General features: G+C 71.8%; 20 protein-coding genes and 1 pseudogene. 13 read left to right on the forward strand and 8 right to left on the reverse strand.

Annotation, left to right across the window (positions count from 1 at the left end; translation table 11 throughout):
• The first annotated feature begins 63 nt into the window (after positions 1 to 63).
• A complete protein-coding gene (locus ACFY0P_RS26905; protein ID WP_388918083.1) occupies positions 64 to 909 on the forward strand; it encodes a hypothetical protein in 846 nt (281 codons plus the stop codon).
• A gap of 57 nt (positions 910 to 966) precedes the next feature.
• On the opposite strand, the gene ACFY0P_RS26910 is transcribed toward ACFY0P_RS26905, so the two are convergent.
• On the reverse strand, positions 967 to 1,149 hold the full coding sequence (locus ACFY0P_RS26910) for a hypothetical protein (protein ID WP_181809683.1): 183 nt from the start codon (positions 1,147 to 1,149) through the stop codon (positions 967 to 969).
• A 514-nt stretch (positions 1,150 to 1,663) separates the two neighbouring features.
• On the opposite strand from ACFY0P_RS26910, the gene ACFY0P_RS26915 reads away from it, so the two are divergent.
• Positions 1,664 to 2,461, forward strand: a complete 798-nt coding sequence (locus tag ACFY0P_RS26915; RefSeq protein ID WP_388918086.1) for a hypothetical protein — start codon at positions 1,664 to 1,666, stop codon at positions 2,459 to 2,461.
• Positions 2,462 to 2,660: 199 nt separating this feature from the next.
• Positions 2,661 to 4,001 (forward strand): esterase-like activity of phytase family protein, encoded by a 1,341-nt coding sequence (locus ACFY0P_RS26920; protein WP_388918088.1) that lies wholly within the window; start codon positions 2,661 to 2,663, stop codon positions 3,999 to 4,001.
• A 30-nt stretch (positions 4,002 to 4,031) separates the two neighbouring features.
• On the opposite strand, the gene ACFY0P_RS26925 is transcribed toward ACFY0P_RS26920, so the two are convergent.
• Both ACFY0P_RS26925 and xylA read right to left on the reverse strand, forming a co-directional pair.
• Entirely contained in the window at positions 4,032 to 4,409 is a 378-nt protein-coding gene (locus ACFY0P_RS26925) for a hypothetical protein (protein ID WP_388918091.1), read from the reverse strand.
• 360 nt (positions 4,410 to 4,769) lie between these two features.
• The gene (gene xylA / locus ACFY0P_RS26930; RefSeq protein ID WP_388918094.1) at positions 4,770 to 5,936 is read right to left on the reverse strand and encodes a xylose isomerase; all 1,167 of its coding nucleotides are present in this window, start codon (positions 5,934 to 5,936) and stop codon (positions 4,770 to 4,772) included.
• Between the two features lie 229 nt (positions 5,937 to 6,165).
• On the opposite strand from xylA, the gene xylB reads away from it, so the two are divergent.
• The 8 genes from xylB (at position 6,166) to ACFY0P_RS26970 (ending at position 15,824) form a co-directional block, all read left to right on the forward strand.
• On the forward strand, positions 6,166 to 7,611 hold the full coding sequence (gene xylB, locus ACFY0P_RS26935; RefSeq protein WP_388918096.1) for a xylulokinase: 1,446 nt from the start codon (positions 6,166 to 6,168) through the stop codon (positions 7,609 to 7,611).
• Positions 7,612 to 7,694: 83 nt separating this feature from the next.
• Positions 7,695 to 8,903, forward strand: coding sequence for an ROK family protein (locus ACFY0P_RS26940; RefSeq protein WP_388918098.1), 1,209 nt, complete (start codon positions 7,695 to 7,697; stop codon positions 8,901 to 8,903).
• A gap of 101 nt (positions 8,904 to 9,004) precedes the next feature.
• Positions 9,005 to 9,496 carry an NUDIX hydrolase gene (locus tag ACFY0P_RS26945; protein ID WP_388918101.1) on the forward strand — a complete coding sequence of 164 codons (492 nt, stop codon included), beginning with the start codon at positions 9,005 to 9,007 and terminating at the stop codon, positions 9,494 to 9,496.
• 159 nt (positions 9,497 to 9,655) lie between these two features.
• Positions 9,656 to 11,143: an APC family permease gene (locus ACFY0P_RS26950; RefSeq protein WP_388918104.1), complete on the forward strand. Its 1,488-nt coding sequence runs from the start codon at positions 9,656 to 9,658 to the stop codon at positions 11,141 to 11,143.
• Positions 11,140 to 12,153, forward strand: a complete 1,014-nt coding sequence (locus ACFY0P_RS26955) for an acetamidase/formamidase family protein (protein ID WP_388918106.1) — start codon at positions 11,140 to 11,142, stop codon at positions 12,151 to 12,153. The genes ACFY0P_RS26950 and ACFY0P_RS26955 overlap by 4 nt, the downstream gene beginning before the upstream one ends.
• Before the next feature lie 53 nt (positions 12,154 to 12,206).
• On the forward strand, positions 12,207 to 12,812 hold the full coding sequence (locus ACFY0P_RS26960; RefSeq protein ID WP_388918109.1) for an N-acetylmuramoyl-L-alanine amidase: 606 nt from the start codon (positions 12,207 to 12,209) through the stop codon (positions 12,810 to 12,812).
• A 129-nt stretch (positions 12,813 to 12,941) separates the two neighbouring features.
• Complete coding sequence (locus ACFY0P_RS26965; RefSeq protein WP_388918112.1) at positions 12,942 to 14,198, forward strand: GAF domain-containing protein; 1,257 nt, start codon at positions 12,942 to 12,944, stop codon at positions 14,196 to 14,198.
• Between the two features lie 102 nt (positions 14,199 to 14,300).
• Positions 14,301 to 15,824, forward strand: coding sequence for an aldehyde dehydrogenase family protein (locus tag ACFY0P_RS26970; RefSeq protein WP_388918115.1), 1,524 nt, complete (start codon positions 14,301 to 14,303; stop codon positions 15,822 to 15,824).
• 200 nt (positions 15,825 to 16,024) lie between these two features.
• Here the strand turns inward: ACFY0P_RS26970 and ACFY0P_RS26975 are convergent, their stop codons facing one another.
• Together ACFY0P_RS26975 and ACFY0P_RS26980 are read right to left on the reverse strand one after the other, a co-directional pair.
• Complete coding sequence (locus tag ACFY0P_RS26975) at positions 16,025 to 16,510, reverse strand: DUF2269 family protein (RefSeq protein WP_388918118.1); 486 nt, start codon at positions 16,508 to 16,510, stop codon at positions 16,025 to 16,027.
• 183 nt (positions 16,511 to 16,693) lie between these two features.
• A complete protein-coding gene (locus ACFY0P_RS26980) occupies positions 16,694 to 17,938 on the reverse strand; it encodes an MFS transporter (protein ID WP_388918121.1) in 1,245 nt (414 codons plus the stop codon).
• Between the two features lie 27 nt (positions 17,939 to 17,965).
• On the opposite strand from ACFY0P_RS26980, the gene ACFY0P_RS26985 reads away from it, so the two are divergent.
• Positions 17,966 to 18,322, forward strand: a complete 357-nt coding sequence (locus tag ACFY0P_RS26985; RefSeq protein WP_388918124.1) for a TetR family transcriptional regulator C-terminal domain-containing protein — start codon at positions 17,966 to 17,968, stop codon at positions 18,320 to 18,322.
• 192 nt (positions 18,323 to 18,514) lie between these two features.
• Here ACFY0P_RS26985 and ACFY0P_RS26990 read toward each other — a convergent pair.
• Positions 18,515 to 18,664 (reverse strand): annotated as a pseudogene (locus ACFY0P_RS26990) (TetR family transcriptional regulator C-terminal domain-containing protein); the annotation flags it as partial.
• A 553-nt stretch (positions 18,665 to 19,217) separates the two neighbouring features.
• On the opposite strand from ACFY0P_RS26990, the gene ACFY0P_RS26995 reads away from it, so the two are divergent.
• The gene (locus tag ACFY0P_RS26995; RefSeq protein ID WP_388918127.1) at positions 19,218 to 21,515 is read left to right on the forward strand and encodes an alpha-L-fucosidase; all 2,298 of its coding nucleotides are present in this window, start codon (positions 19,218 to 19,220) and stop codon (positions 21,513 to 21,515) included.
• A gap of 715 nt (positions 21,516 to 22,230) precedes the next feature.
• On the opposite strand, the gene ACFY0P_RS27000 is transcribed toward ACFY0P_RS26995, so the two are convergent.
• Positions 22,231 to 22,473, reverse strand: a complete 243-nt coding sequence (locus tag ACFY0P_RS27000) for a hypothetical protein (RefSeq protein ID WP_388918130.1) — start codon at positions 22,471 to 22,473, stop codon at positions 22,231 to 22,233.
• Between the two features lie 39 nt (positions 22,474 to 22,512).
• Positions 22,513 to 23,310, reverse strand: coding sequence for a FadR/GntR family transcriptional regulator (locus tag ACFY0P_RS27005; protein WP_388918134.1), 798 nt, complete (start codon positions 23,308 to 23,310; stop codon positions 22,513 to 22,515).
• Between the last annotated feature and the right edge of the window lie 73 nt (positions 23,311 to 23,383).

A 23,383-nucleotide genomic window follows, 5' to 3' on the forward strand; every position in this document is an offset into this window, starting at 1 on the left:
TGACAACGGGCTTCCCGTCGCACTAGGGTGCGCGCCGTTGGACGAACCACTGGGGAGGCAGGGATGGCCGGGACTGACGAGGAGGCCGTCGCCGCGGACGAGGCACTGTATGTGCTCACGGCGGTGCTGCTGACGCCGGCGAAGTTTCCGAGTGTGCTGGGCGACGACTATCCGGAGGCGTGCGCGGCGCTGGAGCTGGCGCCGCGCGCCGACGGGTACGGCCTGGTGATCGGCCAGGACGGCGGAGGGGCACGCTGGACGGTCGTCATCGACGACGTCTCGCTGGTCGCCGTGGCGATCGCGTCCTGGGACTGCGGCATGGAGTACGACCTGTCGCCGGACGAGCGCACGGTGGTCGCCGCCCTGCCCGGCTGGCCGCTGGCGGTCGCCGTGGCGGCTCCCAACGTGCCCGCGCCGCACGACCCCGGCCCGGAGGTGGCGGACCAGGCCCCGCTGACCCCGCCGGACACCAGCACCTGGGGTCCGGCGCAGCGGCGGCTGGGCGCGGACGAGATCGCCCTCCAGTGGGCGATCTGGCGGGAACAGATCAGCGACGACCACTTCCCGGCACCGGCGGCGGCCGCCGAGGCCCCAGAAGCCGCCGAGGAGGCTCCACAGGACGCCGAGGCGGCCCCGAAGGGTCACGTCGGAGTCCGGCGGGTCCTGGCCGAGGCGTGGGCCTACGTGGACACGCCTCCGCCGCTGGGCCGGGTCCGCTCGTCGTTCGCCCCGGGCGACGCGCGTACGCTGCGCGCGGACGGGCCCGGCTGGTCGCTGGTGGCCCGCACCGACGACATCGCCTTCGTGCTCCTCGACGAGGAGCCCGGCGAGGTTCTGCCGGTCGGCCGGGGTCCCGAGCTCCCCGGCCTTCTGGAAGCCCTCGACAAGATGGCCGTACGGCCCCTGTGAGCCCTCCCGGGCCGCCTCTGCCGCACACGGCGGGTCAGGCGGCCCCGGGCAGGCGGCTCAGCGGCCGATCTCCTTGCGCGTGACCCGACGCAGCCTGCGCCGCTGCGAGGGGTCGAGGGTGAGGTACGCGGCCACCGGGACGCCCACCACGATCAGGAACGTCACCCACCAGGGCAGCCATATCAGCAGGATGAGCCCGACCGCCACACCTCCTGCGGCGATCTTCGCGTTCTTCGACATCAGCGTCGCCTCCTTCGCGGCCCTTGCCGCTCTCTGATCTGAAAACGGGTCCGCGCTTCCCGCGGTTCCGGACCGCGACCCTGAGACATCCCTGACGAGCGCCCCCTACTTGCCCCTGAGTGTCGAGTCGAACAGATTGTGAAGCAGCCGCGCCCTCAGCGTAACCATTCCGGCCCGGTTGCGCGCCGGACGGGCAGGGGCGCCCCGGCCCGGCGGAAAACCCCACCCGCACAGGCCGGTTGGCCGGATGGCCGGTGGCTGCGGGGGCGTGGGACACCGGCGCCGTGCGCTACGGCCTGGACGCCTTCCGGAGCGTCTACCGCACAGTGGATCCGCACGGCCGGCCCACCACCGCCAGCGGGCTGCCGGCCTTGCCGCGCAGCGGTGAACGGCGTCTGCAGGCGGTGTCGTTCACGCACGGCACCGAACTGTTCAAGGACGACATCGCCTCCGTCTCGACCGACGTCTGGGGCCAGGCGCCGGCCTTGACTATGCCTCCGCCGGGTTCGCCACGGTGCTCCGCGACTATCTCGGACCGGGCCTGGGCCCCGGCCCCCACCCCTGGATGGACGTGCCCTCGGAGACGAGGGCCGCCCCGGACATGCTGCGGGCGTCCCGCACCGTCGCGGCGCAGCGGGGCCGGGAGATGCGCCGCGGGGTACTGGTCACCGGCTTCTCCCAGGGCGCGTCGGCGGCACTGGGGCTGGCCCGTTCGCTGCGGGATGGGGCCGACCGCTGGTTCCGGCCGCGCGCGGTGGCACCCGTCAGCGGCGCCTACGCATTCCGGGACGCGGAGATTCCCGCACTGCCGGCCGGGCGCACGGACCCGAAGGCGAGCGTGATCTACACGGCGCCGGCCCTGGTCGCCCTCAACCGCCTGCACCACCTGTACGACACTCCGGCCCAGGTGTTCCGGGCGCCGTACGACCGCACGGTCGAGGGCCTGCTGGACGGCACGCACACCGGTCAGGAGGTCGTGGCCGGCACCCCGGACTCGCTCGACGCGCTGCTCACCGCCCGGGGCCGGGCGATGCCGGCCCACCCCACCGGACGGCTGGCGGCGGCCCTGCGGACCACGGACAGCGTGTGCGCCGACCGGGCGCCGCGGGCTCCGATCAGGCTCTACTACGCCGACGGGGACGAGCAGGCCGGCAACACGAACACGGCCCACTGCCACACCGCCCTGCGCTCCCAAGGCGTCGACGCCCCACGGGTCGACCTCGGCACCCCGGACTACGGCGGTTCCCGCCATCTCGGATCCCAGCAGGCGAGCACCGCCGCCGTGGTGCGGTGGTTCCGGACGCTGCGGTAGGCGTCCCGGAACGGCGGCGCCGCGGCGGCGGAGCGGGCGGCAGCCGGACACGGGCGGAATCCGACGGTCCGCCGCCAGGGGGCCGAAAACCGGTGATCCGCCGAGTGGCGGCCGCCCTGCGTTCACCGAGCAGTCGTGCGACGTTCCTCCTGAAGCCCAACTCTGGCCGCTGCCAACGAACTTGTCACCAGGAGGCCCGATGTCCCCGCACGCCACCGGCAGGCGCCGCGTCCACCGTTCCGTCGCGACCGGGCTGCCCCTGGCCCTTGCCGCCGCACTCATGGCGGCGGGCACGGCCGAGGCCTCGCCGTCCGGCGCGGCGCACGTCACCCGCACCGCCACCCTCGGCGACATCCCGCTGGGCACCTTCAGCAACGCGCTGCTCCCGGGCAGCGTGGACAACGACCGGGGCGTGGACCTCGGCGGCATCGGCAGCGACATCTACCCGGCCGGCCGCAAGGGCGAGTACTGGACGGTCACCGACCGCGGCCCCAACGGCCAGATCAAGGTGGACGGCAAGAAGCGCCGGACCTTCCCGGTGCCCGGTTTCGACCCGGCGATCGTGAAGATCCGCGTCTCCGGCGACGCCATCAAGGTGCTCGACGCGATCCCGATCACGACGTCCTCCGGCAAGGCCGTCACCGGGCTGCCCGACCAGGCGAGCCGGGACGAGGCGCCGTACTCCTACGACGCCAGGACCGCGCTGTCGTACGACCCGAACGGCCTGGACACCGAGGGCATCGTGCGCGCGGCGGACGACACCTTCTGGCTCGTCGACGAGTACGGCCCGTCCCTGGTCCATGTCTCCGCACGCGGGGAGGTCCTCACCCGTTACGTGCCGAAGGGGCTGAACCTCACCGGCACCGACTACCCGGTGGTCGAGGCCCTGCCGTCCGTCTTCCTGCACCGGAAGATCAACCGCGGCTTCGAGGGGCTGGCCCTGCTGCCCGACGGGGACCTCGTGATGGCCCTGCAGAGCCCGCTCTCCCTGCCCGACGGGGACGCGAGGGACGCCTCGCGCACGACCCGCCTGCTGCGCTTCTCGCCCCGGAAGAAGGCGGTCACGGCCGAATACGCCTACCGCTTCGACCCGGTGAACGTGGTCGACCCGAGCGAGGACGACACCTCCGAGCTGAAGATCTCGTCGATCGTCGCGGTCGGCGGCGACCGGGTGCTCGTCGAGGAGCGCACCGACAAGGCGGCACGGCTGGAGGTGGTGAGGCTGGACCACAGGTCGGACATCCTCGGGGGCGCCTACGACGACGCCACCACGTCCCCGTCGCTGGAGCAGTTGGACGACCCGGCCGCCACCGGAGTCCCGGTCCTCGGCAAGCGTCTAGTGGTCGACCTGAACACGGTGACCGGGGTACCGCTGAAGATCGAGGGCATCGCGCGCGTGGACCACGACACGCTGGCCCTGATCAACGACAACGACTTCGGGATGACCGACGGCGCGGGGGCGTTCGACGCCCAGGGCCGCCTCGTCGACAGCGGCATCGAGACGACCCTGGTGTACGTCCGGCTGCCCCAGGGGCTGTGACCGAGAAGGCTGTGGCCCATAGGGCCGTGGCTACCCCAGCAGTGAGGGCAGCAGGGAGTCCAGACCGCTCGGCAGCTCACTGGGCAGCTGTGAGGGCCACTGCGAAGGGAGTTCGCTCGGCAGGTTCGACGGCAGGCTGCTGGGCAGCCCGGTCGGGAGGCTGAGCGAAGGGCCGGCCGGGCCGGACGGGCTCGGGCTGCTCGCGCCGGGCTTCTCGTCGGTCGAGCCGTCGCCGCCGGACGTCATCAGGACGACGGCGGCGACGGCCGCCGCGAGCGCCAGCAGGGCCAGGACGGCGAACAACGGGCCCCGGCGCCGGCGAGGCGGCCCCGGCGGACGTGGCGGCATCCAGCCGACGGCGGTGGGCGGATCCTGGTCGCCGGGAGGGGCGCCGAAGCCGTCGCCCACGGGCGGTCCGAAACCCCCGTACGGAGGCGGGTCGTAACCCGTGGACGGAGGCGGGTCGTAACCCGTGGACGGAGGCGGGTCGTAACCCGTGGACGGAGGCGGGTCGTAGCCTCCGCCTGGCGGCGGAGTGCCGTCCGGCGGGCCGGGCGGTCGTGGCGGTACGGGCGGCATGGCCATACCGCCAAGAGTCACCGTGTTCCGGTCATCGCGCGAGCCCTGCACGGGAGTTGACACGGACTGATGCCATGGACCGTACGATTCCGGAGCATTTCCGGTGCGAACCAGCCATGCGTCCGCAAAATGCGACACGCGCGCGTGCGGGCCCCGCTTCGGAAGCCGCCCTCACGCGCGCGTGCGTGTTCAGCCCCGGGCGCCCAGCAGGTGGTCCATCGCCAGCTGGTCGAGGCGCTCGAAGGCCATCCCGCGCGCGGCGGTCGCCTCCGGGTCGAACTCCTCGAAGGCCGTGCGGTCGGCGAGGAGTGCCTGGAGGCCGTCCGCGGCGGTCGGCTGGGCCAGCTGGTCCAGCCGGGAGGCGCGCAGAGCCTCCTGGACCTCCGGGTCCGCGCGGAAGGCGGCCGCGCGCTCCTTGAGGATCAGGTAGTTGCGCATGCAGCCGGCGGCCGACGCCCACACACCGTCGAGGTCCTCGGTCCGCGGCGGCTTGAAGTCGAAGTGCTTCGGGCCGTCGTAGCCGGCGCTCTCCAGAAGGTCGACCAGCCAGAAGGCGGCACGCAGGTCGCCGGCGCCGAAACGCAGGTCCTGGTCGTACTTGATGCCGGACTGGCCGTTGAGGTCGATGTGGAAGAGCTTGCCGGCCCACAGGGCCTGCGCGATGCCGTGCGGGAAGTTCAGGCCGGCCATCTGCTCGTGGCCCACCTCGGGGTTCACGCCGTACAGCTCGGGGCGCTCCAGGCGCTCGATGAAGGCGAGGGCGTGGCCGACGGTGGGGAGCAGGATGTCGCCGCGCGGCTCGTTCGGCTTGGGCTCGATGGCGAAGCGCAGGTCGTAGCCCTGGGAGGTGACGTACTCGCCGAGGAGGTCGAAGGCCTCCTTCATGCGGTCGAGAGCGACCCGGACGTCCTTGGCGGCGCCGGACTCGGCGCCCTCGCGGCCGCCCCAGGCGACGTATGTCTCGGCGCCCAGCTCGACGGCCAGGTCGATGTTGCGGATGGTCTTGCGCAGCGCGTAGCGGCGCACCTCACGGTCGTTCGCGGTGAACGCGCCGTCCTTGAAGACCGGGTGGGTGAAGAGGTTGGTGGTCGCCATCGGCACCTTCATGCCGGTGGCGTCGAGGGCCTGACGGAAGCGCTTGATGTGCGACTCGCGCTCGGTGTCCGAGGACCCGAAGGGGATCAGGTCGTCGTCGTGGAACGTCACACCGTGGGCGCCCAGTTCGGACAGGCGCTGGACCGTCTCGACGGGGTCGAGGGCGCGGCGCGTGGCGTCGCCGAACGGGTCCCTTCCCTGCCAGCCGACGGTCCACAGGCCGAAGGTGAACCTGTCCTCGGGGGTGGGCTGGAAGCTCATGCCGCGGCTCCTTGCTCGGGGGCTGTGCTCGATGACTGCGGTGGATGACTGGTGGATGACTGTCGTGCCGACTATTTCGTCATCGCGGTTTACAAATTAGTATGCCAACGCGTCCCTGGGAAGGGTCACCCTGTCCCCGAAGGACGAAAACCGGGTCGCGACACCCCGACGAACCGGGAAAACTGCAGGTCAGATAAACCGCGAGCCGCGGAAAAAGGGAGAGAGCCCGATGTCAGCAGCCGAGGGTCCGCTCGTCGTCGGCGTGGACACGTCCACCCAGTCCACCAAGGCGCTGGTCGTCGACGCGTCCACCGGCGAGGTCGTGGCCAGCGGCCAGGCGCCGCACACCGTGACCACCGGCGCGGGCCGGGAGAGTGATCCGCGCCAGTGGTGGGACGCGCTGTGCGAGGCGCTGCGCCAGTGCGGGGACGCCGCGCACGAGGCGGCGGCCGTGTCCATCGGCGGCCAGCAGCACGGCCTGGTCACGCTGGACGAGCGCGGCGAGCCGGTGCGGCCCGCGCTGCTGTGGAACGACGTCCGTTCGGCGCCGCAGGCCCAGCGGCTGATCGAGGAGCTGGGCGGCCCGAAGGCCTGGGCGGAGCGGACCGGAAGTGTGCCGGGCGCGTCGTTCACGGTCACCAAGTGGGCCTGGCTGGCGGAGCACGAACCGGAGGCGGTCCGGGCGACCAGGGCCGTCCGGCTCCCCCACGACTACCTCACCGAGCGCCTGACCGGGCAGGGCACCACCGACCGCGGCGACGCCTCCGGCACCGGCTGGTGGGCGTCGGCGACCGAGGCGTACGACGAGGAGACCCTGGCCCACGTGGGCCTGGACCCGGCGTTCCTGCCCCGGGTGGTCCGGCCGGGCGAGGTCGCCGGCACGGTACGGGACAGCCATGACCTGCCGTTCTCCAAGGGCACCCTGGTGGCGCCCGGCACCGGTGACAACGCGGCGGCCGCGCTGGGGCTCGGACTGCGTCCGGGCACCCCCGTGCTGAGCCTCGGCACCTCGGGCACGGTGTACGCCGTCTCCAGGCACCGCCCCGCGGACCCGACCGGTACGGTGGCGGGCTTCGCCGACGCGCACGGCGACTGGCTGCCGCTCGCCTGCACGTTGAACTGCACCCTCGCGGTCGACCGGGTCGCGGCGCTGCTCGGCCTGGACCGCGAGGCCGTCGAGCCCGGCACCTCGGTGACCCTGCTGCCGTATCTGGACGGCGAGCGCACCCCGAACCTGCCCCAAGCCTCCGGCCTGCTGCACGGCCTGCGCCACGACACCACCGCGGGCCAGTTCCTCCAGGCCGCCTACGACGGCGCCGTGCACGCCCTGCTGGGCGCCCTGGACCTGGTGCTCGACGAGGACGCCGACCGGACCACGCCATTGCTGCTGATCGGCGGCGGCGCCCGGGGCCGGGCCTGGCAGGAGACGGTACGGCGGCTGTCGGGGCGACCGGTGCAGGTGCCCGAGGCGAAGGAGCTGGTCGCCCTCGGCGCCGCCGCGCAGGCGGCAGGGCTGCTCACCGGCGAAGACCCGGCGGCGGTGGCACGGCGCTGGAACACGGCCGCGGGGCCCGTGCTGGACGCGGTCGAGCGGGACGCGGCGACGCTGGCCAGGATCTCCGGGGTACTCTCCGACGCGGCGCCGCTGCTGGAGCGGGCGCCGGAGAACCGCTGATCGGCAGGGAACGGTCCAGAACGGTCCGCAGGATCGGCCGATCGGCTGATCGGCCGAGGACAGCCCAGAGGATTGATGGAGGCATGACCGCACCACTGCACGAGGCCCGCCCGACGGCGACCGGCCGTGCCCTGCCGGACACCCAGCAGGGGATGCGCCGGCGCAACCTCGCGCGCGTGATGCACGCGGTCAGCGCGGAGGGCTCGCTGTCGCGGGCCGCGGTCGCCTCACGCATCGGCCTCACCAGAGCGGCCGTCTCGACCCTCGTCGACGAGCTGATCCGCTGGGGGCTGCTGGAGGAGCTGGGGCCCGAGCGGCCCAGCCGGGTCGGGCGGCCGGGGTCGGCGCTCGCGGTGAGCGGGCACGGGCCGGCCGGTCTCGGCGCGGAGGTCGGGGTCGACCATCTCGCCGTGTGCGCGGTGGACCTGCGCGGTGAGGTACGCGCGCGTGCCGTGCGGCACGGTCCGAATCGGGGCCGGGATCCGCGCCCCGTCGTGGCGGAGCTGACGGAACTGGTCCGGCGGGTCGCGGCGGACGCGGAACAGCACGGCTTGTGGGCCGCCGGTCTGGCGGTCGCCGTCCCCGGCCTGGTGGCCCGCGACGGGCACACGGTCGTCCGCGCCCCTAACCTCGACTGGCACGACACCGACCTGGCCGCGCTGCTGCCCGCCGACCTCCCGCCGACGGTGGACAACGAGGCCAACTTCGGCGCCCTGGCCGAGCTGTGGCTCGGGGACGCGACTCCCCACGACTTCCTGCACGTGTCGGCGGAGATCGGCATCGGCGCCGCCGTCGTGGTGGACGGACAGCTGCTGCGCGGGAAACGCGGTTTCGCGGGCGAGCTCGGCCATGTCCCGGTCCACCCGGACGGGCCACGCTGCGCCTGCGGCGGGCGCGGGTGCCTCGAGCAGTACGCCGGCGAGGAGGCGGTGCTGCGCGCGGCCGGCCTCGAATCCCGCGAGGACGCGGTGGGACTGCTCGCGCAGCGGGCGGGCGCGGACCACGAGGGCGTACGACACGCACTGCGGGACGCCGGTAAGGCCCTGGGGATCGCCCTGACCGGCGCCGTCAACCTCCTCGACCCCGAGTCCGTGGTCCTGGGCGGCGCTCTGGCCGGCCTCGCCCCCTGGCTCCTGCCGTCCCTGGAAGCCGAACTCGCCGACCGCACGACGGGCCCGGCCTGCCCGGTCTCCGTCTCCCGGCTGGGCTCCGAGGGCCCCCTGCTGGGCGCGGCCCACTCGGTGATCCGGGCCGTCCTGGACGATCCGGCGACCGTGGCTGAGCGGGTCTGACCGAGGCGCGGCCGAAAGTCTCCGCCTTCGCGCCCGGTGGTTCGGGGCGGCCACGCCGTGGGGAGTCACCCTGAAGTTCCGTCGGACTCCGGGAGGTTCGCGTGGCCGAGTGGGTTCCCCGCGAGGAGTGGATCAGGACCCAGCCCCAAGCCCTCATCGCGTCGTGCGTGTTCCTGCGGGACGAACGTGATCGCGTCCTGCTGTTGCGCTACGGCCCCGGCCAGCCGGTGGCGGGCGAGTGGTGGCTGCCGGGCGGGATGCTCGACCACGGTGAGGATCCGCGGACCGCTGCCCGCCGGGAGATGCTGGAGGAGACCGGCATCGTTCTCGGTCCGGCGCCCCGGCTCCTCGGTATCGACCATCGGGCCGATGTGGACGGCACCGGCCCCGTGCTGGACTGCTTCTTCGACGGCGGGCTCCTCGCCGACGAGACCGCGGTACGACTCAGCGACGAGCACGACCGGTATGCGCTGGTCTCCCTGGAGGAGCTGGCGGCGACCCCCCTGGTCGCGCCGCGTGCGGCCCTGGTCGCGCTCCATGCGGCGGCCGGTTCGGGCTCCTTCGCGTATCTGCGCGAGGGAGAGCCCGTCTGAGGCTCCCCCGCTCACTCGTCCGGGTGGTGCGGTTGTCCACAGTCCCCGGCTCGTCCACGGAACCACCAGGCGCTCTTCTGCCCAACCCGCAAGCGCCGTACCGTGATTCACGCGAGGCATCCGCCGGAACGAGGGGAACACGCACGTCAGGGGGGACGTATGTCGGGAGAGGCGGCCGCGGGGCTACGGCGGGACGCGGTGGGCTTGCGGGAGGTGCTGTTCCAGAGCGTCACGGCGATGGCGCCTGCCGCCGCCGTCGCCGCGTCCATTCCGGCGGGGGCGGCGTTCGCCGGGGGCAGCCTGCCGCTGGCCGTGGTGATCGCCCTGGTGGCCTGCCTGTTCACCGCGTCGTGCGTGGCCGAGCTGGCGCGGGAGTTGCCCGCGGCCGGCTCCGTGGCCACGTACGCGGCGCAGGGGCTGCATCCTGCCGTGGGCTTCCTGGTCGGCTGGGGCTACGTGTTCGTGGAGGCGCTGGTTCCGCCGTTGCTGCTGCTCCAGCTCGGGTTCACCGCGGCGGGGACGCTGCACGACGAGTGGGCCTCCTGGCCGGCCGGCCTGTGGTGGCCGTGGGCGCTGGCCGGCGCCGCCGTCATCGCCGTCGCCGGATATCTGGGGGTGCAGGCCTCGGCCCGCTTCGGGACCGTCCTCGGGATCTTCGAGATCGCGGTGTTCCTCGTCTTCGCGGGATGGCTGATCATCCGGGCCGGCGGCCACAACACCCTCTCCGTTTTCGGTACTTCGCACACGGCGGACGGCTACGGAGGGGTCAGCGGGGTCTTCGCCGGTTCCGTCTACACCGTGCTGGCGTTCGCCGGCTTCGAGGCGGCCGCTCCGCTCGCCGAGGAGACCCGCGCCCCACGCCGCACGATGCACCGCGCGGTGCTCGGCGCGGCCCTGGGGATCGGCCTGTTCTACGTGGTGACGACCTATGCGATGAGCGTGTACTTCGGGCCCGACAGGTTCGCCTCCTTCGGGGCGACGGGCGAGGCGTCCTGGGAGGGCGTCGCCCGGGCCTCCTTCGGGCTCTTCTGGGTGCTGGTGTTCCTCGCGGTCGTGAACTCGACGATCGCCAACGCCAACGCCTGCGCCAACGTCTCCACGCGGACGGCCTTCGCCCTGGGCCGCATCCGGGTCCTCCCCCGCGTCCTCGCCACGCTCCACCCCCGGTACCGCTCCCCCGTCGCCGGCATCGCGGTCCAGACGGTCGTGGCGGTCGGCGCGGTACTGGGGCTGGGCTTCGGCTACGACCCGGTGACCGCGTTCCTGCTGCTGGCCACGGTGATCGTGACGGTCGTCATCGGCGTCTACATCGTCGTCAACCTCGCCTGCGCCGGCTACTTCCTGCGCCGCGGCCGCCCGTCCCTCAAGCCCGTACGGCACCTGCTCCTCCCCCTGCTGGGCACCGTGGCCTTCGTCCCTGCCCTGCTCACCGCGGCCGGTCTGCCCGTCTTCGGCTTCGTGACGAAGCTGACCGCCCCGGTGTCCTACGCCGGTCCGGTGGTCGGGGCCTGGATGGCGATCGGAGTGGTCGTCCTTCTGGTGCTGATCCGCCGTCACCCCGAGCGCATAGCCGAGACCGCGCGGGTCCACCTCGAAGAGGACACCTCAGGCACCCTCGCCGCACAGAACGGAGCACCACCGCTATGACCGATCCCCGGATCCTCACCGTCCGGCCCGGACCGGACGACTACGCCTGGACGTTCGGCGGGGCGCCGCCGGTGGCGCGGATCGCGCCCGGCACGGTCCTCGACCTGTACACGGAGGACTGCTTCGCCGGCCGGGTACGGTCGGAGAAGGACCTGGTGTCCGAGGTGTGCGAGTTCCCGTTCCTCAATCCGCAGACGGGCCCCTTCCACATCGAGGGCGCGGAGCCGGGCGACACCGTCGCCGTGCACTTCGTGTCGATCGAACCGGCCCGGGACTGGGCGGCGTCGACGACGGTCCCCCTGTTCGGCGCGCTCACCTCGACGCACACGACGGCCTCCCTCCAACCGCCGCTCCCGGAGAAGGTCTGGATCTGGCAGCTGGACCGGACCCGGCGCACGGCCCTGTTCCGGGCACACGAGGGCGACCTCGAGCTGGAGCTGCCGCTGGACCCGATGCACGGCACGGTCGGAGTGGCCCCCGCGAATCTGGAGGTGCGCTCGGCCCTGGTGCCGGACGCGCACGGCGGGAACATGGACACGCCCGAGATGCGCGCCGGCGTCACCTGCTACCTCGGGGTCAACGTCGAGGGCGCCCTGCTCAGCCTCGGCGACGGGCACGCCCGGCAGGGCGAGGGCGAGACCTGTGGGGTGGCCGTGGAGTGCGCGATGAACACCGTGGTGGTCGTCGAGCTCCTGAAGGGGATCGCGACGCCGTGGCCCCGGCTGGAGTCGGACACGCACATCGTCTCGACGGGGTCGGCGCGTCCGCTGGAGGACGCCTTCCGGATATCGCAGCTCGACCTGGTGCAGTGGCTGGTGCGCGACTACGGGTTCGGCGAGCTCGACGCGTACCAGTACACGACCCAGGCGGTGGAATCGCCGTTGGCCAACGTGTGCGACACCAACTACACGTGTGTGGCCAAGCTCCGCAAGGAGTGGCTGCCGGCGCGCGAGACTTACCGCGGACTGCATGCGCGACTGCGCGAGACGGCGGCGGCCCTGCGCCGCTGACCGCCCTCGACTCCCCCCGTGCTTCGAGCACGCTTCCGAAAGGCACCCCACCCATGGACCGGGTACGACCGCTCCCCAGCAGGCGACGGCTCCTGAAGGGCGCGGCGCTCGCCGCCGTCCCCTACACACTGCTCCCCGCGGGCCGGGCGGGCGCGCAGACCGGGGTCGTCGACTATCCGTCGGCCGAGTGGCAGGCGGCGAGCAGCGAGAACCGGACACCGGCTCTGCGCCCCGACGAGTACGCGATCGACCGAGTGATCATCCATGTCACGCAGCAGGCGTACGCCGGCACGCTGTCCATCTTCCAGAACCCGAAGAAGCGGGTGTCCGCGCACTACCTGGTGCGCTCGGCCGACGGGCATGTCGCGCAGTGCGTGCGGGAGACCGACGTGGCCTGGCACGCGGGAAACTGGGACTACAACACGCGGAGCATCGGCATCGAGCACGAGGGCTGGGTGGACAAGCCGGAGTACTTCACCGACGCCCTGTACAGGGAGTCGGCGCGGCTGACGGCGTCGATCTGCGAGAGATACGGCATCCCGAAGGACCGGGAGCACGTCATCGGCCATGTCGAGGTGCCGGGGACCGACCACACCGATCCGGGGAAGCACTGGGACTGGGTCCGCTACATGAGACTGGTGGGCCTGTCCGAGCAGTGAGCCCGGTCGGCCGCCCCCTGGCGGTGAGGCCGGTGAGGCCGTCTTCGGAGGGAGGCCGGTCCAAACGGTTGTCGGCGCGAACACCCCGAGTGACGATGTCCCCAGCCGCATCGCCGTCGGGAGGCCGAGTTGACCGATCCGTGGGTGGCCCTGGAGCCGGGGGCCGACCCTGTCGAGCGCGTCCGGGTGCTGCGCCGGGCACACGAGACGTTCACCACGGCAGGCACCGTGCCGCGCCCGGTGCGGTCCGTGGTGGCCGAGTCATGGCGGCGCTCCGCGCGGGCCGGGGTGGGACCGGACGGCGCGGCGCGCGTGGAGCTGACGGACGGTGACCTCGGTGCGTATCGGGCGGAGCATCCGCTGGCCCGGGTGATGCCGCTGTTCCGGGAGCTGATGGGCACGTTCGCGGCGGACGGCGAGCACCTGCTGGCGGTGTGCGACGCGGACGGCAGGCTGCTGTGGGTCGAGGGGCATCCGGCGACCCGGCGCCGGGCGGACCGGATGAACTTCGTGCCGGGCGCGCGCTGGTCGGAGACCGCGGTCGGGACCAACGCGCCGGGAACGGCGGTGGCCGTGGACCGGCCGGTGCAGGTGTTCGCCGCGGAGCACTTCATCCGCCGGGTGCAGCCGTGGACGTGCGCGGCGGCCCCGGTGCACGATCCGCGTACCGGACGGGTGCTGGGCGCCGTCGACATCACCGGCGGCGACCGGCTGGCACATCCGCACAGCCTGGGCTTCGTCCAGGCGGTGGCGCGGGCCGCGGAGTCGCAGCTGGCGCTGCTCGATCCGCCGGTGCCGGCCGACGAGCCGCCGGCGCTGACGGCGCTCGGCCGTGACGAGGCCGAGCTCCGGCTGGACGGCCGCCGGATCCGGCTCGGCCGCCGGCACAGCGAGCTGCTGGTGCTGCTGTCGCGCCACCCGGAGGGGCTGACCGGTGACGAGCTCCTGTGCGCGCTGTACGAGGACGAGTCGGTGACGCCGGTGACACTGCGGGCGGAACTGGTCCGGCTGCGCCGGCTGCTGGGCCCGAGGCTGCTCGCCTCCCGCCCGTACCGGCTGGCGGCGCCGGTCGAGTCGGACGCGACCGTGGTGGAGCGGCGGCTGGAGGCGGGCGCGGTGACGGCCGCCGCGGGGGCGTACACCGGCCCGCTGCTGCCGGGCTCGCAGGCGCCCGCGGTCGTACGGTTCAGGCAGCGGCTGGCGGACGGGCTGCGGGCCGCGCTGATCGCGTGCCAGGACCCCGACCTGCTGGCCGGCTGGGCGCACGCGCCGTGGGGCGAGGACGACGTCGAGGTGTGGCGGGCGCTCGCGGCGGTGCGGCCGACGGCGGTCGTACGGTCCCGGCTGGCGGCCCTGGAGGCGGAGCTCACGGCGCCGGCCGGCTGACACCGGCCTGCGGCGCAACGTGGGCGCAACGTCCGCTCCCCTAGCCTCCGCGCCGGGAGCTGCCCGACGGAGGGCAGCGCATCTGCAAGGAGGCAGGCCACCATGACCCGTTACGCGGCGCCCGGCACCGAGGGCGCGATCGTCTCCTACCAGGCGCGCTACGACCACTTCATCGGCGGCGAGTACGTGCCGCCGGCCCGCGGGCAGTACTTCGAGAACCCGTCGCCGGTGAACGGGGAGCCGTTCACCGAGGTGGCGCGGGGCACCGCCGAGGACGTGGAGCGGGCGCTGGACGCGGCGCACGCGGCCGCGCCGGGCTGGGGCCGTACGTCGGTGACGGAGCGCTCCGACATCCTGCTGAAGATCGCCGACCGGATGGAGGCCCACCTCGAACCGCTCGCGGTCGCCGAGAGCTGGGAGAACGGCAAGCCGGTGCGCGAGACGCTGGCCGCCGACATCCCCCTGGCGATCGACCACTTCCGGTACTTCGCGGGGGCGATCCGCGCGCAGGAGGGTTCGCTGGGCGAGGTCGACGACGACACGGTGGCGTACCACTTCCACGAACCGCTCGGGGTCGTCGCACAGATCATCCCCTGGAACTTCCCCATCCTGATGGCCACGTGGAAGCTCGCACCGGCCCTCGCGGCCGGCAACGCGGTCGTCATCAAGCCCGCCGAACAGACCCCGGCCTCCATCCACTACTGGATGAGCCTGATCGCGGACCTGCTGCCGCCGGGCGTGGTGAACATCGTCAACGGGTTCGGTGTGGAGGCGGGCAAGCCGCTCGCGTCCAGCCCGCGGGTGGCCAAGGTCGCCTTCACCGGCGAGACCACCACCGGGCGGCTGATCATGCAGTACGCCTCCGAGAACATCAAACCGGTCACGCTCGAACTGGGCGGCAAGTCCCCGAACATCTTCTTCGACGACGTCTGGGCGCACGACGACGACTTCCGCGACAAGGCCCTCGAAGGGTTCACGATGTTCGCGCTCAACCAGGGTGAGGTCTGTACCTGCCCGTCCCGCGCCCTCGTCCAGCACGGCCACTACGCCGAGTTCATGGAGGCGGCGGTCGCCCGCACCCGCCAGATCACGCCGGGGCACCCGCTCGACACCGACACGATGATCGGCGCCCAGGCCTCCAACGACCAGCTGGAGAAGATCCTCTCCTACCTGGACATCGGCCGGCAGGAAGGGGCGAGGGTCCTCACCGGCGGCGAACGCATCGACTACGACGGCGAGTTGAAGGGCGGCTACTACGTCCAGCCGACCATCTTCGAGGGCGACAACCGGATGCGGATCTTCCAGGAGGAGATCTTCGGCCCGGTCGTCTCGGTCACGTCCTTCGACGACTTCGACGACGCGATCAAGATGGCCAACGACACCCTGTACGGCCTCGGCGCGGGCGTCTGGACCCGCGACATCAACACCGCGTACCGTGCGGGCCGTTCGATCCAGGCCGGCCGGGTGTGGACCAACTGCTACCACGCGTACCCGGCACACGCCGCGTTCGGCGGCTACAAGCAGTCGGGAATCGGCCGCGAGACGCACAAGATGATGCTGGAGCACTACCAGCAGACGAAGAACCTCCTGGTCTCGTACTCGCCGAAGAAGCTCGGCTTCTTCTAGAGCCTCAAGTCGGTTGCCTGGAGGCTCTCCTGCACTCCAGGCAACCCGACAGACCGGCTGCACCTTCCGGGGCCGGCTGGATCCTTCGAAGGCCGCGGATGCAGCCTTCGCCAACGCACGCCGGCCGCCGCGCTGCCGAGGACACGTGGATGAACCCGTCTGGGGCAGTTCCGCCGGGGTTCACTGCGGTGGCTGAGCCGTCATGCCCGGGTCGTCGAGCCGGGGCGGACGATCATCAGGACCACCACGATCAGCCAGGCGAGGGCGAACAGGCCGGTGATCAGCGACAGGCGGGGCAGCCGGGTGATGAGGGACTGCCTGGCGCTCAGCGTCGTGTCGGACTTGTCGAGCTGGTCGACCACGTCGTCCTGGGTTCCGAGCACCGCGATGCCCAGCAGGATTGCGGCTGCCACCGTCAGAGCCATGGAGGCGATGACCCAGGCACTGCCCATCACGCCCATCACCTCGGCGGTGCCGACACCGAAGGCCGGGACGGAGACGCCGGCCACGGCGTAGACCCGGCAGATCCGGTGCAGCAGCCGGACCGAGCCCTTGGCCGATTCCCGCTCGGGTCCGTCACTCAGCGCCTGGCGCGCGAAGCGCGGAAACAAGCTCGCCGCGATGGTGACCGGTCCGATGAGCAGGATCGCCCCCAGCACGTGGACGCTGAGCAGGAATTTGGCCATGCCGGTGTCTCTCTTTCACGCGCGAGCTGACGCGGGGGTCCGGCCGTGCTTTCGACCGGTGCCCGGTTCGTGGGTGGTGCCGGTGTCGATGGTCGTGCTCAGGAATCGACACCGGCTGTTCAGGGGAACGTTGTGCGGCCAGAAGCCCGGTGGGCGCCTCACGCCGTCCCGTCGACGTACCGCTCACGCTTCGGTGGACGTCCGGGGACCGTGAACCTTCTGGCGGACGAACAGCGCCGCAGGCACGGCCATGACGATCAGTACGACTCCGCCTGTGACGTTGCCCAGGTGCACGGCGTCGGTGAACGCCCTCGGTACCGCCGTGCCCACCACACGAGCGAGCGACGCGGGGAGGGCTGTCGCGCCGGCGCCGTGTGACACCCCCTCCACGATCCTGTCCGCCTTCGGCGAGGGGATGTCCGCCTCGACGAGACGGTCGTGCAGGTTTCTGGGGAAGCGGCTGGTGACGATGGTTCCGAGCACACTGGGGCCGAGCACGGTACCCAGCTGACGGGCCATGTTCACCGCTGCCGCCGCCATGCCTTCCTGTCGAGGCGGGACACTGTTGACCGCGGCGGCCGTCGAAGGCGCCGTGAGCAGGCCCGCGCCGATGCCCGCGATGAGCAGGCCGGGCCACATCGCTCCGTACCCTCCCGAGGCGTCGGTCGCGAGCAGCGCGAGGGAGCCGGCTCCGATGAGGACCAGACCCGCGGTGATCAAGGGGGTGAGGCCGACCCGGTGCACCAGCACCCGGGCGGACACCACGGTGACCAGGAGGAACGTACCGAACAGCGGCAGCAGGCGCACGCCGACGCCGACGGGGCTGGTCTGTCCCACGCGTTCCATGTAGAGCACGCTGAGCAGGGCGACACCGACCAGTCCGAACACGCTGACCGCGGCCACGCCCATCACGGCCGAGAAGGAGGCACTCCGAAAGAGCCTCAGGTCCAGCATGGGGTCGGGGTGACGGAGTTCCACCCGCACGAACAGGAACAGGGATACCGCGAAGACCACGTACATGGTGACGATCGGCGCCTTGGTGTATCCGGTGGCGCCGCCCTGGATGATCGCGTAGGTGGCGGAGGCCGTCATCACCGTGCCCAGGACAAGGCCCGCGAGATCGGGCTTGCGCGTGGGGTGTCCGGACTCGGTCACGAAGACCGGGGCCAGGAGGAGGGCCGTGCCCGCGATGACGATGTTGGCGATGTAGACGGCGTGCCAGGAGAAGTGTTCGAGCAGGGCTCCGGCGAGGATCGGGCCGACGGCCAGACCCACTCCTGAGCACGCGGTCGCGGCAGCCTCTATGCCGCGTTCGGCGACAAGAGCCAGCTGTACCTGCGGACGCTGGAGGCGTACTGCGACCGCACCGAGACCGCCTGGGCGGCCGTACTCGACGGCCCCGACGACACCGCGGTGGAGCGGCTGCACGCATACCTCGTCAGGTCGGCGCGATTCGTGCACGACGACCCCGACGGGCTCGGCTGCATGGTGACCGGCTTCGTCGTCGAGGGAAGCGACCATGATCCGCAGGCTGCTGCCCGTGTCAAGCAGGCCCTCGGCAGGATCGAGAGTTCACTGACCGAGTGCGTTCAGGCCGCGCAGCGGCATGGCGACCTCGACGCCGGCGCGGACGCCCACGAAATCAGCCAGCTGCTCATGGCGATCAACCGGGGCATGGAGGTGCTGGCCAGGGGCGGGCTCGACACTGCCGCGCTGGAGCGCGTCGCCGATCAAGCCTTCACGGGACTCCCCCTCACGGCACGGGGCCGGCGACAGCAGGCGCCCCGCCCGGCCGTCTCGGGCGCTCCCTGAGCACTGACTTCTCGAAAGTCCGCACTCCGCGGCGCCGTCAGCGCTCCGCGGCGAACGACTCGATGCAGTCCAGAGCCCCGTACAGCGCGTTCCGCAGGGGGGTGGACTCGCCGACCGCGCGATCCAGCAGCGCCCACCCTGGAACGCGGCGGTGAGCAGATGCGCGAGCGCGGCCGGATCGGCCTCCGGACGCAGCTCGCCGCGCGCACGCATCTTGCCCGGGCCGCGCGTGAACAGCGCCTGCCACCGCTCGAAGCCGTCGGCCACCGCGTCCCGATGGGAGGGGTCGGTCTTGACGACCTCGGAGGCGAGGGAGCCGAACGTGCATCCGCCGCGCAGCATGTCCTGCGAGGCGATGCAGGAGTCGGCCCACCGGCGCAGGGCGGCGAAACCGTCCAGCTCACCCAGCTCCGGTGCCTGGTCACGACGGCCCGCTGGGGGTCGATCGCCGACAGCGTCGAGAACCGCAGGTTCGGCCCGTTGCCCTCCAGGGGTCCCTGCCCCTCACCGGCCAGGCCCTGACCACCCCGACCGCTACATCCGGCACTACGCGTACGAGCCACGACTCGACCCGGTCACCAGCGCGACGGGCCACAGCGACGCCACCCTCCGCGCGACGAGCTGACCGATCTCTTTCTCACCCCTCGCTCAATACATCCCATGTTCACCTTAGCCGCCCGAGCGCCGAACATGTAAGTGGCGTGAAGAGTAAGGGACTTTGTCACGGCACTAGACGACGATAACGAACGTGCTCGTTAATACATCCCATGTATCAGTGGCGCGAGCCGCGCTGCCGCCTTGCCCGCAGCGGTCGACTCCGGGCGGGGTTCCGACGACCGAACAGGACGAGTACACAGTGCCGGAATCCATCTCACGAAGATCAGTTCTTGCCGGAATGGCGGCCCTGACGGTAGCCGCCACGGTCGGCTCCGCCGCGCTGGCGACACCCGCGTACGCGGCGACGGCCGCCACCCCCCTGCCGCTCCCTCCCCTGCGGATCCCCAAGGTCGACCTGGGCCTGGAGCAGCAGCCCGACTCCAAGATCCAGTGGCTGATGGACGCCAAGCTGGGCATGTTCATCCACTGGGGTGTCTACTCGGGCCCTGCCAAGGGCGAGTGGTGGATGCACAACGGGCCGGTCATGCCCGCGGACTACCTGAAGTACGTCACCGACGCGACGAGTGAACAGTTCACCGCGGACGCCTACAACCCGGCCGCCTGGGCGCAGTTGGCGAAGGACTTCGGAGCGAGGTACACGACGCTGACCACCCGTCACCACGACGGGTTCGCGCTGTGGCCGCTGAACCACCCCAACGCCTGGAGCGCCGGACAGGCACCGCTCAACCGTGACTTCGTCAAGGACTACGTGGCGGCGGTGCGCGCGGCCGGGCTGAAGGTGGGCCTGTACTACTCGCCCATCGACTGGCGCTACCCCGGCTACTACGACGTCACGGGCACCAACTGCGCGAGCAACCCCTGGAATTACACCACCGATCCGACGCACAAGGAGAACGCGCGGATCATGAAGACCGAGGTGTACGAGTCGGTCAAGGAGCTCGTCACCCAGTACGGCGTGATCGACGACCTGTGGTGGGACGGCGGCTGGATCGCCGAGCAGGGCAGCGACGCGGACGGGGCGTTCTTCTGGGAGCCCGGCCAGTTCCGCGACGGCGCCAACCAGTGGCCGGTGGACGCCACTTACGGCGAGACGGACTCCAGCGGCAGGCCGCTCGGACTGATGGGCATGGTCCGCAAGCACCAGCCCGACATCGTCGCCACCTCACGCTCCGGTTGGAAGGGCGACTACGACAGCGACGAGGGCCCGGGGGTCCCGACCGGGGCGATCCGCACGGGCAGGCTCGTCGAGAAGGTCTTCAGCATCATCGGCACGTGGGGCTACTCCAACACCGCTGTCATGGGCTATGGCACCGCCATGAACATCCTGGTCAACTGCTGGGTGCGGAACATGACCGCGATGGTCAACGTCGGCCCGGACCGGCACGGCACCGTCTCCGACGGCCAGGCCGGCCTGCTGCGGCAGATCGGCGCCTTCATGAGTGCCTGCGGCCAGTCCGTCTACGGCACTCGCGGCGGACCGTGGAACCCGGTCGACGGCCAGTACGGCTTCACGTACAAGGACAACACCTTCTACACCCACCTGCTGCCCGGCTACAGCGGCACCGCCTTCACCACCCCGTCGATCGGGGACGCCCAGGTCACCCGGGTCTTCGATGTCCGCTCCGGTGCCGACCTGCCGTTCTCGGTGGCAAGCGACGGCCGGGTCACGATCAACGGCATCGACCGCACCACCCACCCCCAGGACAGCGTCGTCGGCGTCACCCTGGACCGTTCCGTGCAGCCGGGCGACATCGCCGCCGGCAAGGCCGCGACCGCCGACAGCGAGGAGACCTCCAAGGGCAACACCGCGGCGAAGGCGGTCGACGGGGCCACCGCGACCCGCTGGTGCGCCAACGACGGCAACACCGGCCACTGGCTCAAGGTCGACCTCGGCTCGACCCGCTCGCTGACCGGCACCCGGATCGCCTGGGAGCTGGACAAGACCAACTACCGTTACAAGATAGAGGGTTCCACCGACAACAGCACGTGGACGACACTCGTCGACAACACCGCCACCACCGGCACGAGCCAGGTCCAGACGGCCGTGTTCCAGGCCCAGGCACGCCATGTCCGCGTCACCGTCACCGGGCTGCCGGCCGGAGTGTACGCGTCCATCCGCAACCTGGAGGTCTACGACCGGCCCTTCACCGCGGACCTGGGCACCTACAAGGTGATCAACCGCAACAGCGGCAAGGCGCTGGACGTCAGCAATGCCTCGACCGCCGACGGCGCCACTCTCATCCAGTGGCCCTACGGCGGCGGGACCAACCAGCAGTGGAGCCTCCTGCCGAACACCGACGGATCGTTCCGCCTGGCCAACGTCAAGAGCGGCAAGCTCCTGCAGAGCCCGGGCGGCACCCAGGGCGCCACCCTGACCCAGGAGTCCGACAACGGCGGTGACAACCAGTGGTGGAAGCTGGTCCCCTCGGCCACCAGCGGCTACCACCGGCTCCTCAACGTCCGCACCGGCTGGTACGCCGACGTCGCCAACGCCTCCACCGCCGACGGCGCCAATGTCATCCAGTGGCCCGGCACCGGCGGCTCCAACCAGGACTGGCAGATCGTCAGCGTCTGACCGGCCGCCCGCAAGGCCGTACCCGACGGCGAAACGGGGTCACGTCCTGCCAGTACGTGGCCCCGTTCCCCGAACGGCCGGGAGCAGAACGGATGAGTAATGGCGGCAAGGCAGCAGGCCGCCCGGCACCGCAGGCGCAGGCTCGGCTTGGTGGTGGGGCCCCGTTGGCGTTGCTCGCCGCGGGCGTTCTCGCATACGGCACGGAATTCGGCCCGTTCGGCGACGGTTCCCGGTCGCAGACGGCCGCGGCGCCCGCGGTGTCCAATGACGCGATGGCGCAGGTGGCCGCGATGCGGCCGGGCTGGAACCCGGGCAACAGCCTGGACGCCGGCCCTGACGACACGTCGTGGGGCCGGCCCCGCACCACCAAAGCCATGCTCGACAAGCTCCGTTCCCAGGGCTTCGCACGAGCCGATGTTCGAGGGCTCCGACGACTCCCTCACAGCCAAGCTGCTCAACGAGCTGAACACGTCCTTCCACGACGTCGTGCGGGGGGGGCGTCGCCGAGGTCTGCGCCCGCGCGGGGCACGCCGATCTGACACGGGCGCAGTGGCGGACGTACGTCGGCGACGTGCCGTATCAGAGGATTTGCGGCCGGTGATGCGGCAGCTCGGGCTCGAGTCCGGACGTGCCCTCCGCGGCGTCGCCCGACAGACGCCCCGACGCCATGAAGCGGCCACCGCCCCTTGACGCAGGACAAGGGGTGTGGCCGCTTTCACGGCGTCGAGCCGTCGTACAACCCGCCTGTGCACCCTGTCCCGGCTGCGGAGGAGGGCGTGAGCGCGCGCTCGGCCGATGCCTTCGTGCCGGCCACCGTCATCCGGAGCAGGGGCAGCGAGGCGATGACGGTACCGAGCGCCAGGAAGACGCCGAGCACCCCGGCCCCGGCCGCGTCGAGGACGGCTCCGACGGCCAGCGGTCCGATGCCGGTGCCCAGGGCGCCCGCGCCAATGGGCAAGGTCCGCCGCCTGCGCTTGACGGACTCCGCCCCGGAACGCTATCCGAACAGGCGTCGCTGGATCTCCCGCCGGTAGTCCTCGAGCGTCCTGTCGAGATGTGCCGCCGTGGCCTCGGCCGCCTCGTCGGGCCGGCCGTCGCGAATGGCCCGGTAGATCATCTCGTGCTCCTCGACCGCGGGCTCGGTGCCTTCACCGAGCGTGTCGTGGATCCCGATCGCGCTGGACTGCCGCTGCAGTCGTCGCGCGTCGCGCACGGCGCTGACGAGGAAGGTGTTGTGCGAGGCCGCGGCCACGGCCATGTGAAAGTCCTCGTCCCCCTGGTTGAACACCTCGACCTGACCGTGGACGAACCCGTGCCGGCACTGCTGCATGGCCACCTCGATGGTCCGCAGCTCGGCGGGCGTGGCACGGGTGGCGGCCAGGCTGCTCGCGGCCATCTCCTGGACCCGGCGGAACTCGAAGAGCATCAGCACGTGATCCAGGTCGACGGGACGGAAGAAGCCGCCCCAGCGGCTGGTGACGAGCATGCCCTCGTCGTCCGCGACGAACAGTCCGCGCCCCTTGTGCGCCCGGACCCGGCCGAGCGCCGAAAGGATTTTCACGGCCTCCCGCACCACCGCCCTGCTGGTGTTCAGTCTCTGGGCCAGGTCGTTCTCCGTGGGCAGCCGGTCACCCGCCACCAGACGGCTCTCGGCGATGAACTCGAGAATCCGCTCCGCCACGACCTCGTAGCCGGGCCGGTACTCACCCGGCGCGCCCGCGCCGTTCACCGCTGCCGCCGCACCGGGAGGTGGCTGCGCCGGCAAGGCGGCCTGGGCCGCGGGCGTGTCGTTCATCTGTCCTGCCTCCTGGCTGACGCAACTGGGGCGGCTGATCGCTGTGGAGCCGCGCCCATCGTATCTCAAGCCC

It is taken from the genome of Streptomyces sp. NPDC001714 (genome assembly GCF_042892755.1).
In the GTDB taxonomy this organism is placed as follows: domain Bacteria; phylum Actinomycetota; class Actinomycetes; order Streptomycetales; family Streptomycetaceae; genus Streptomyces.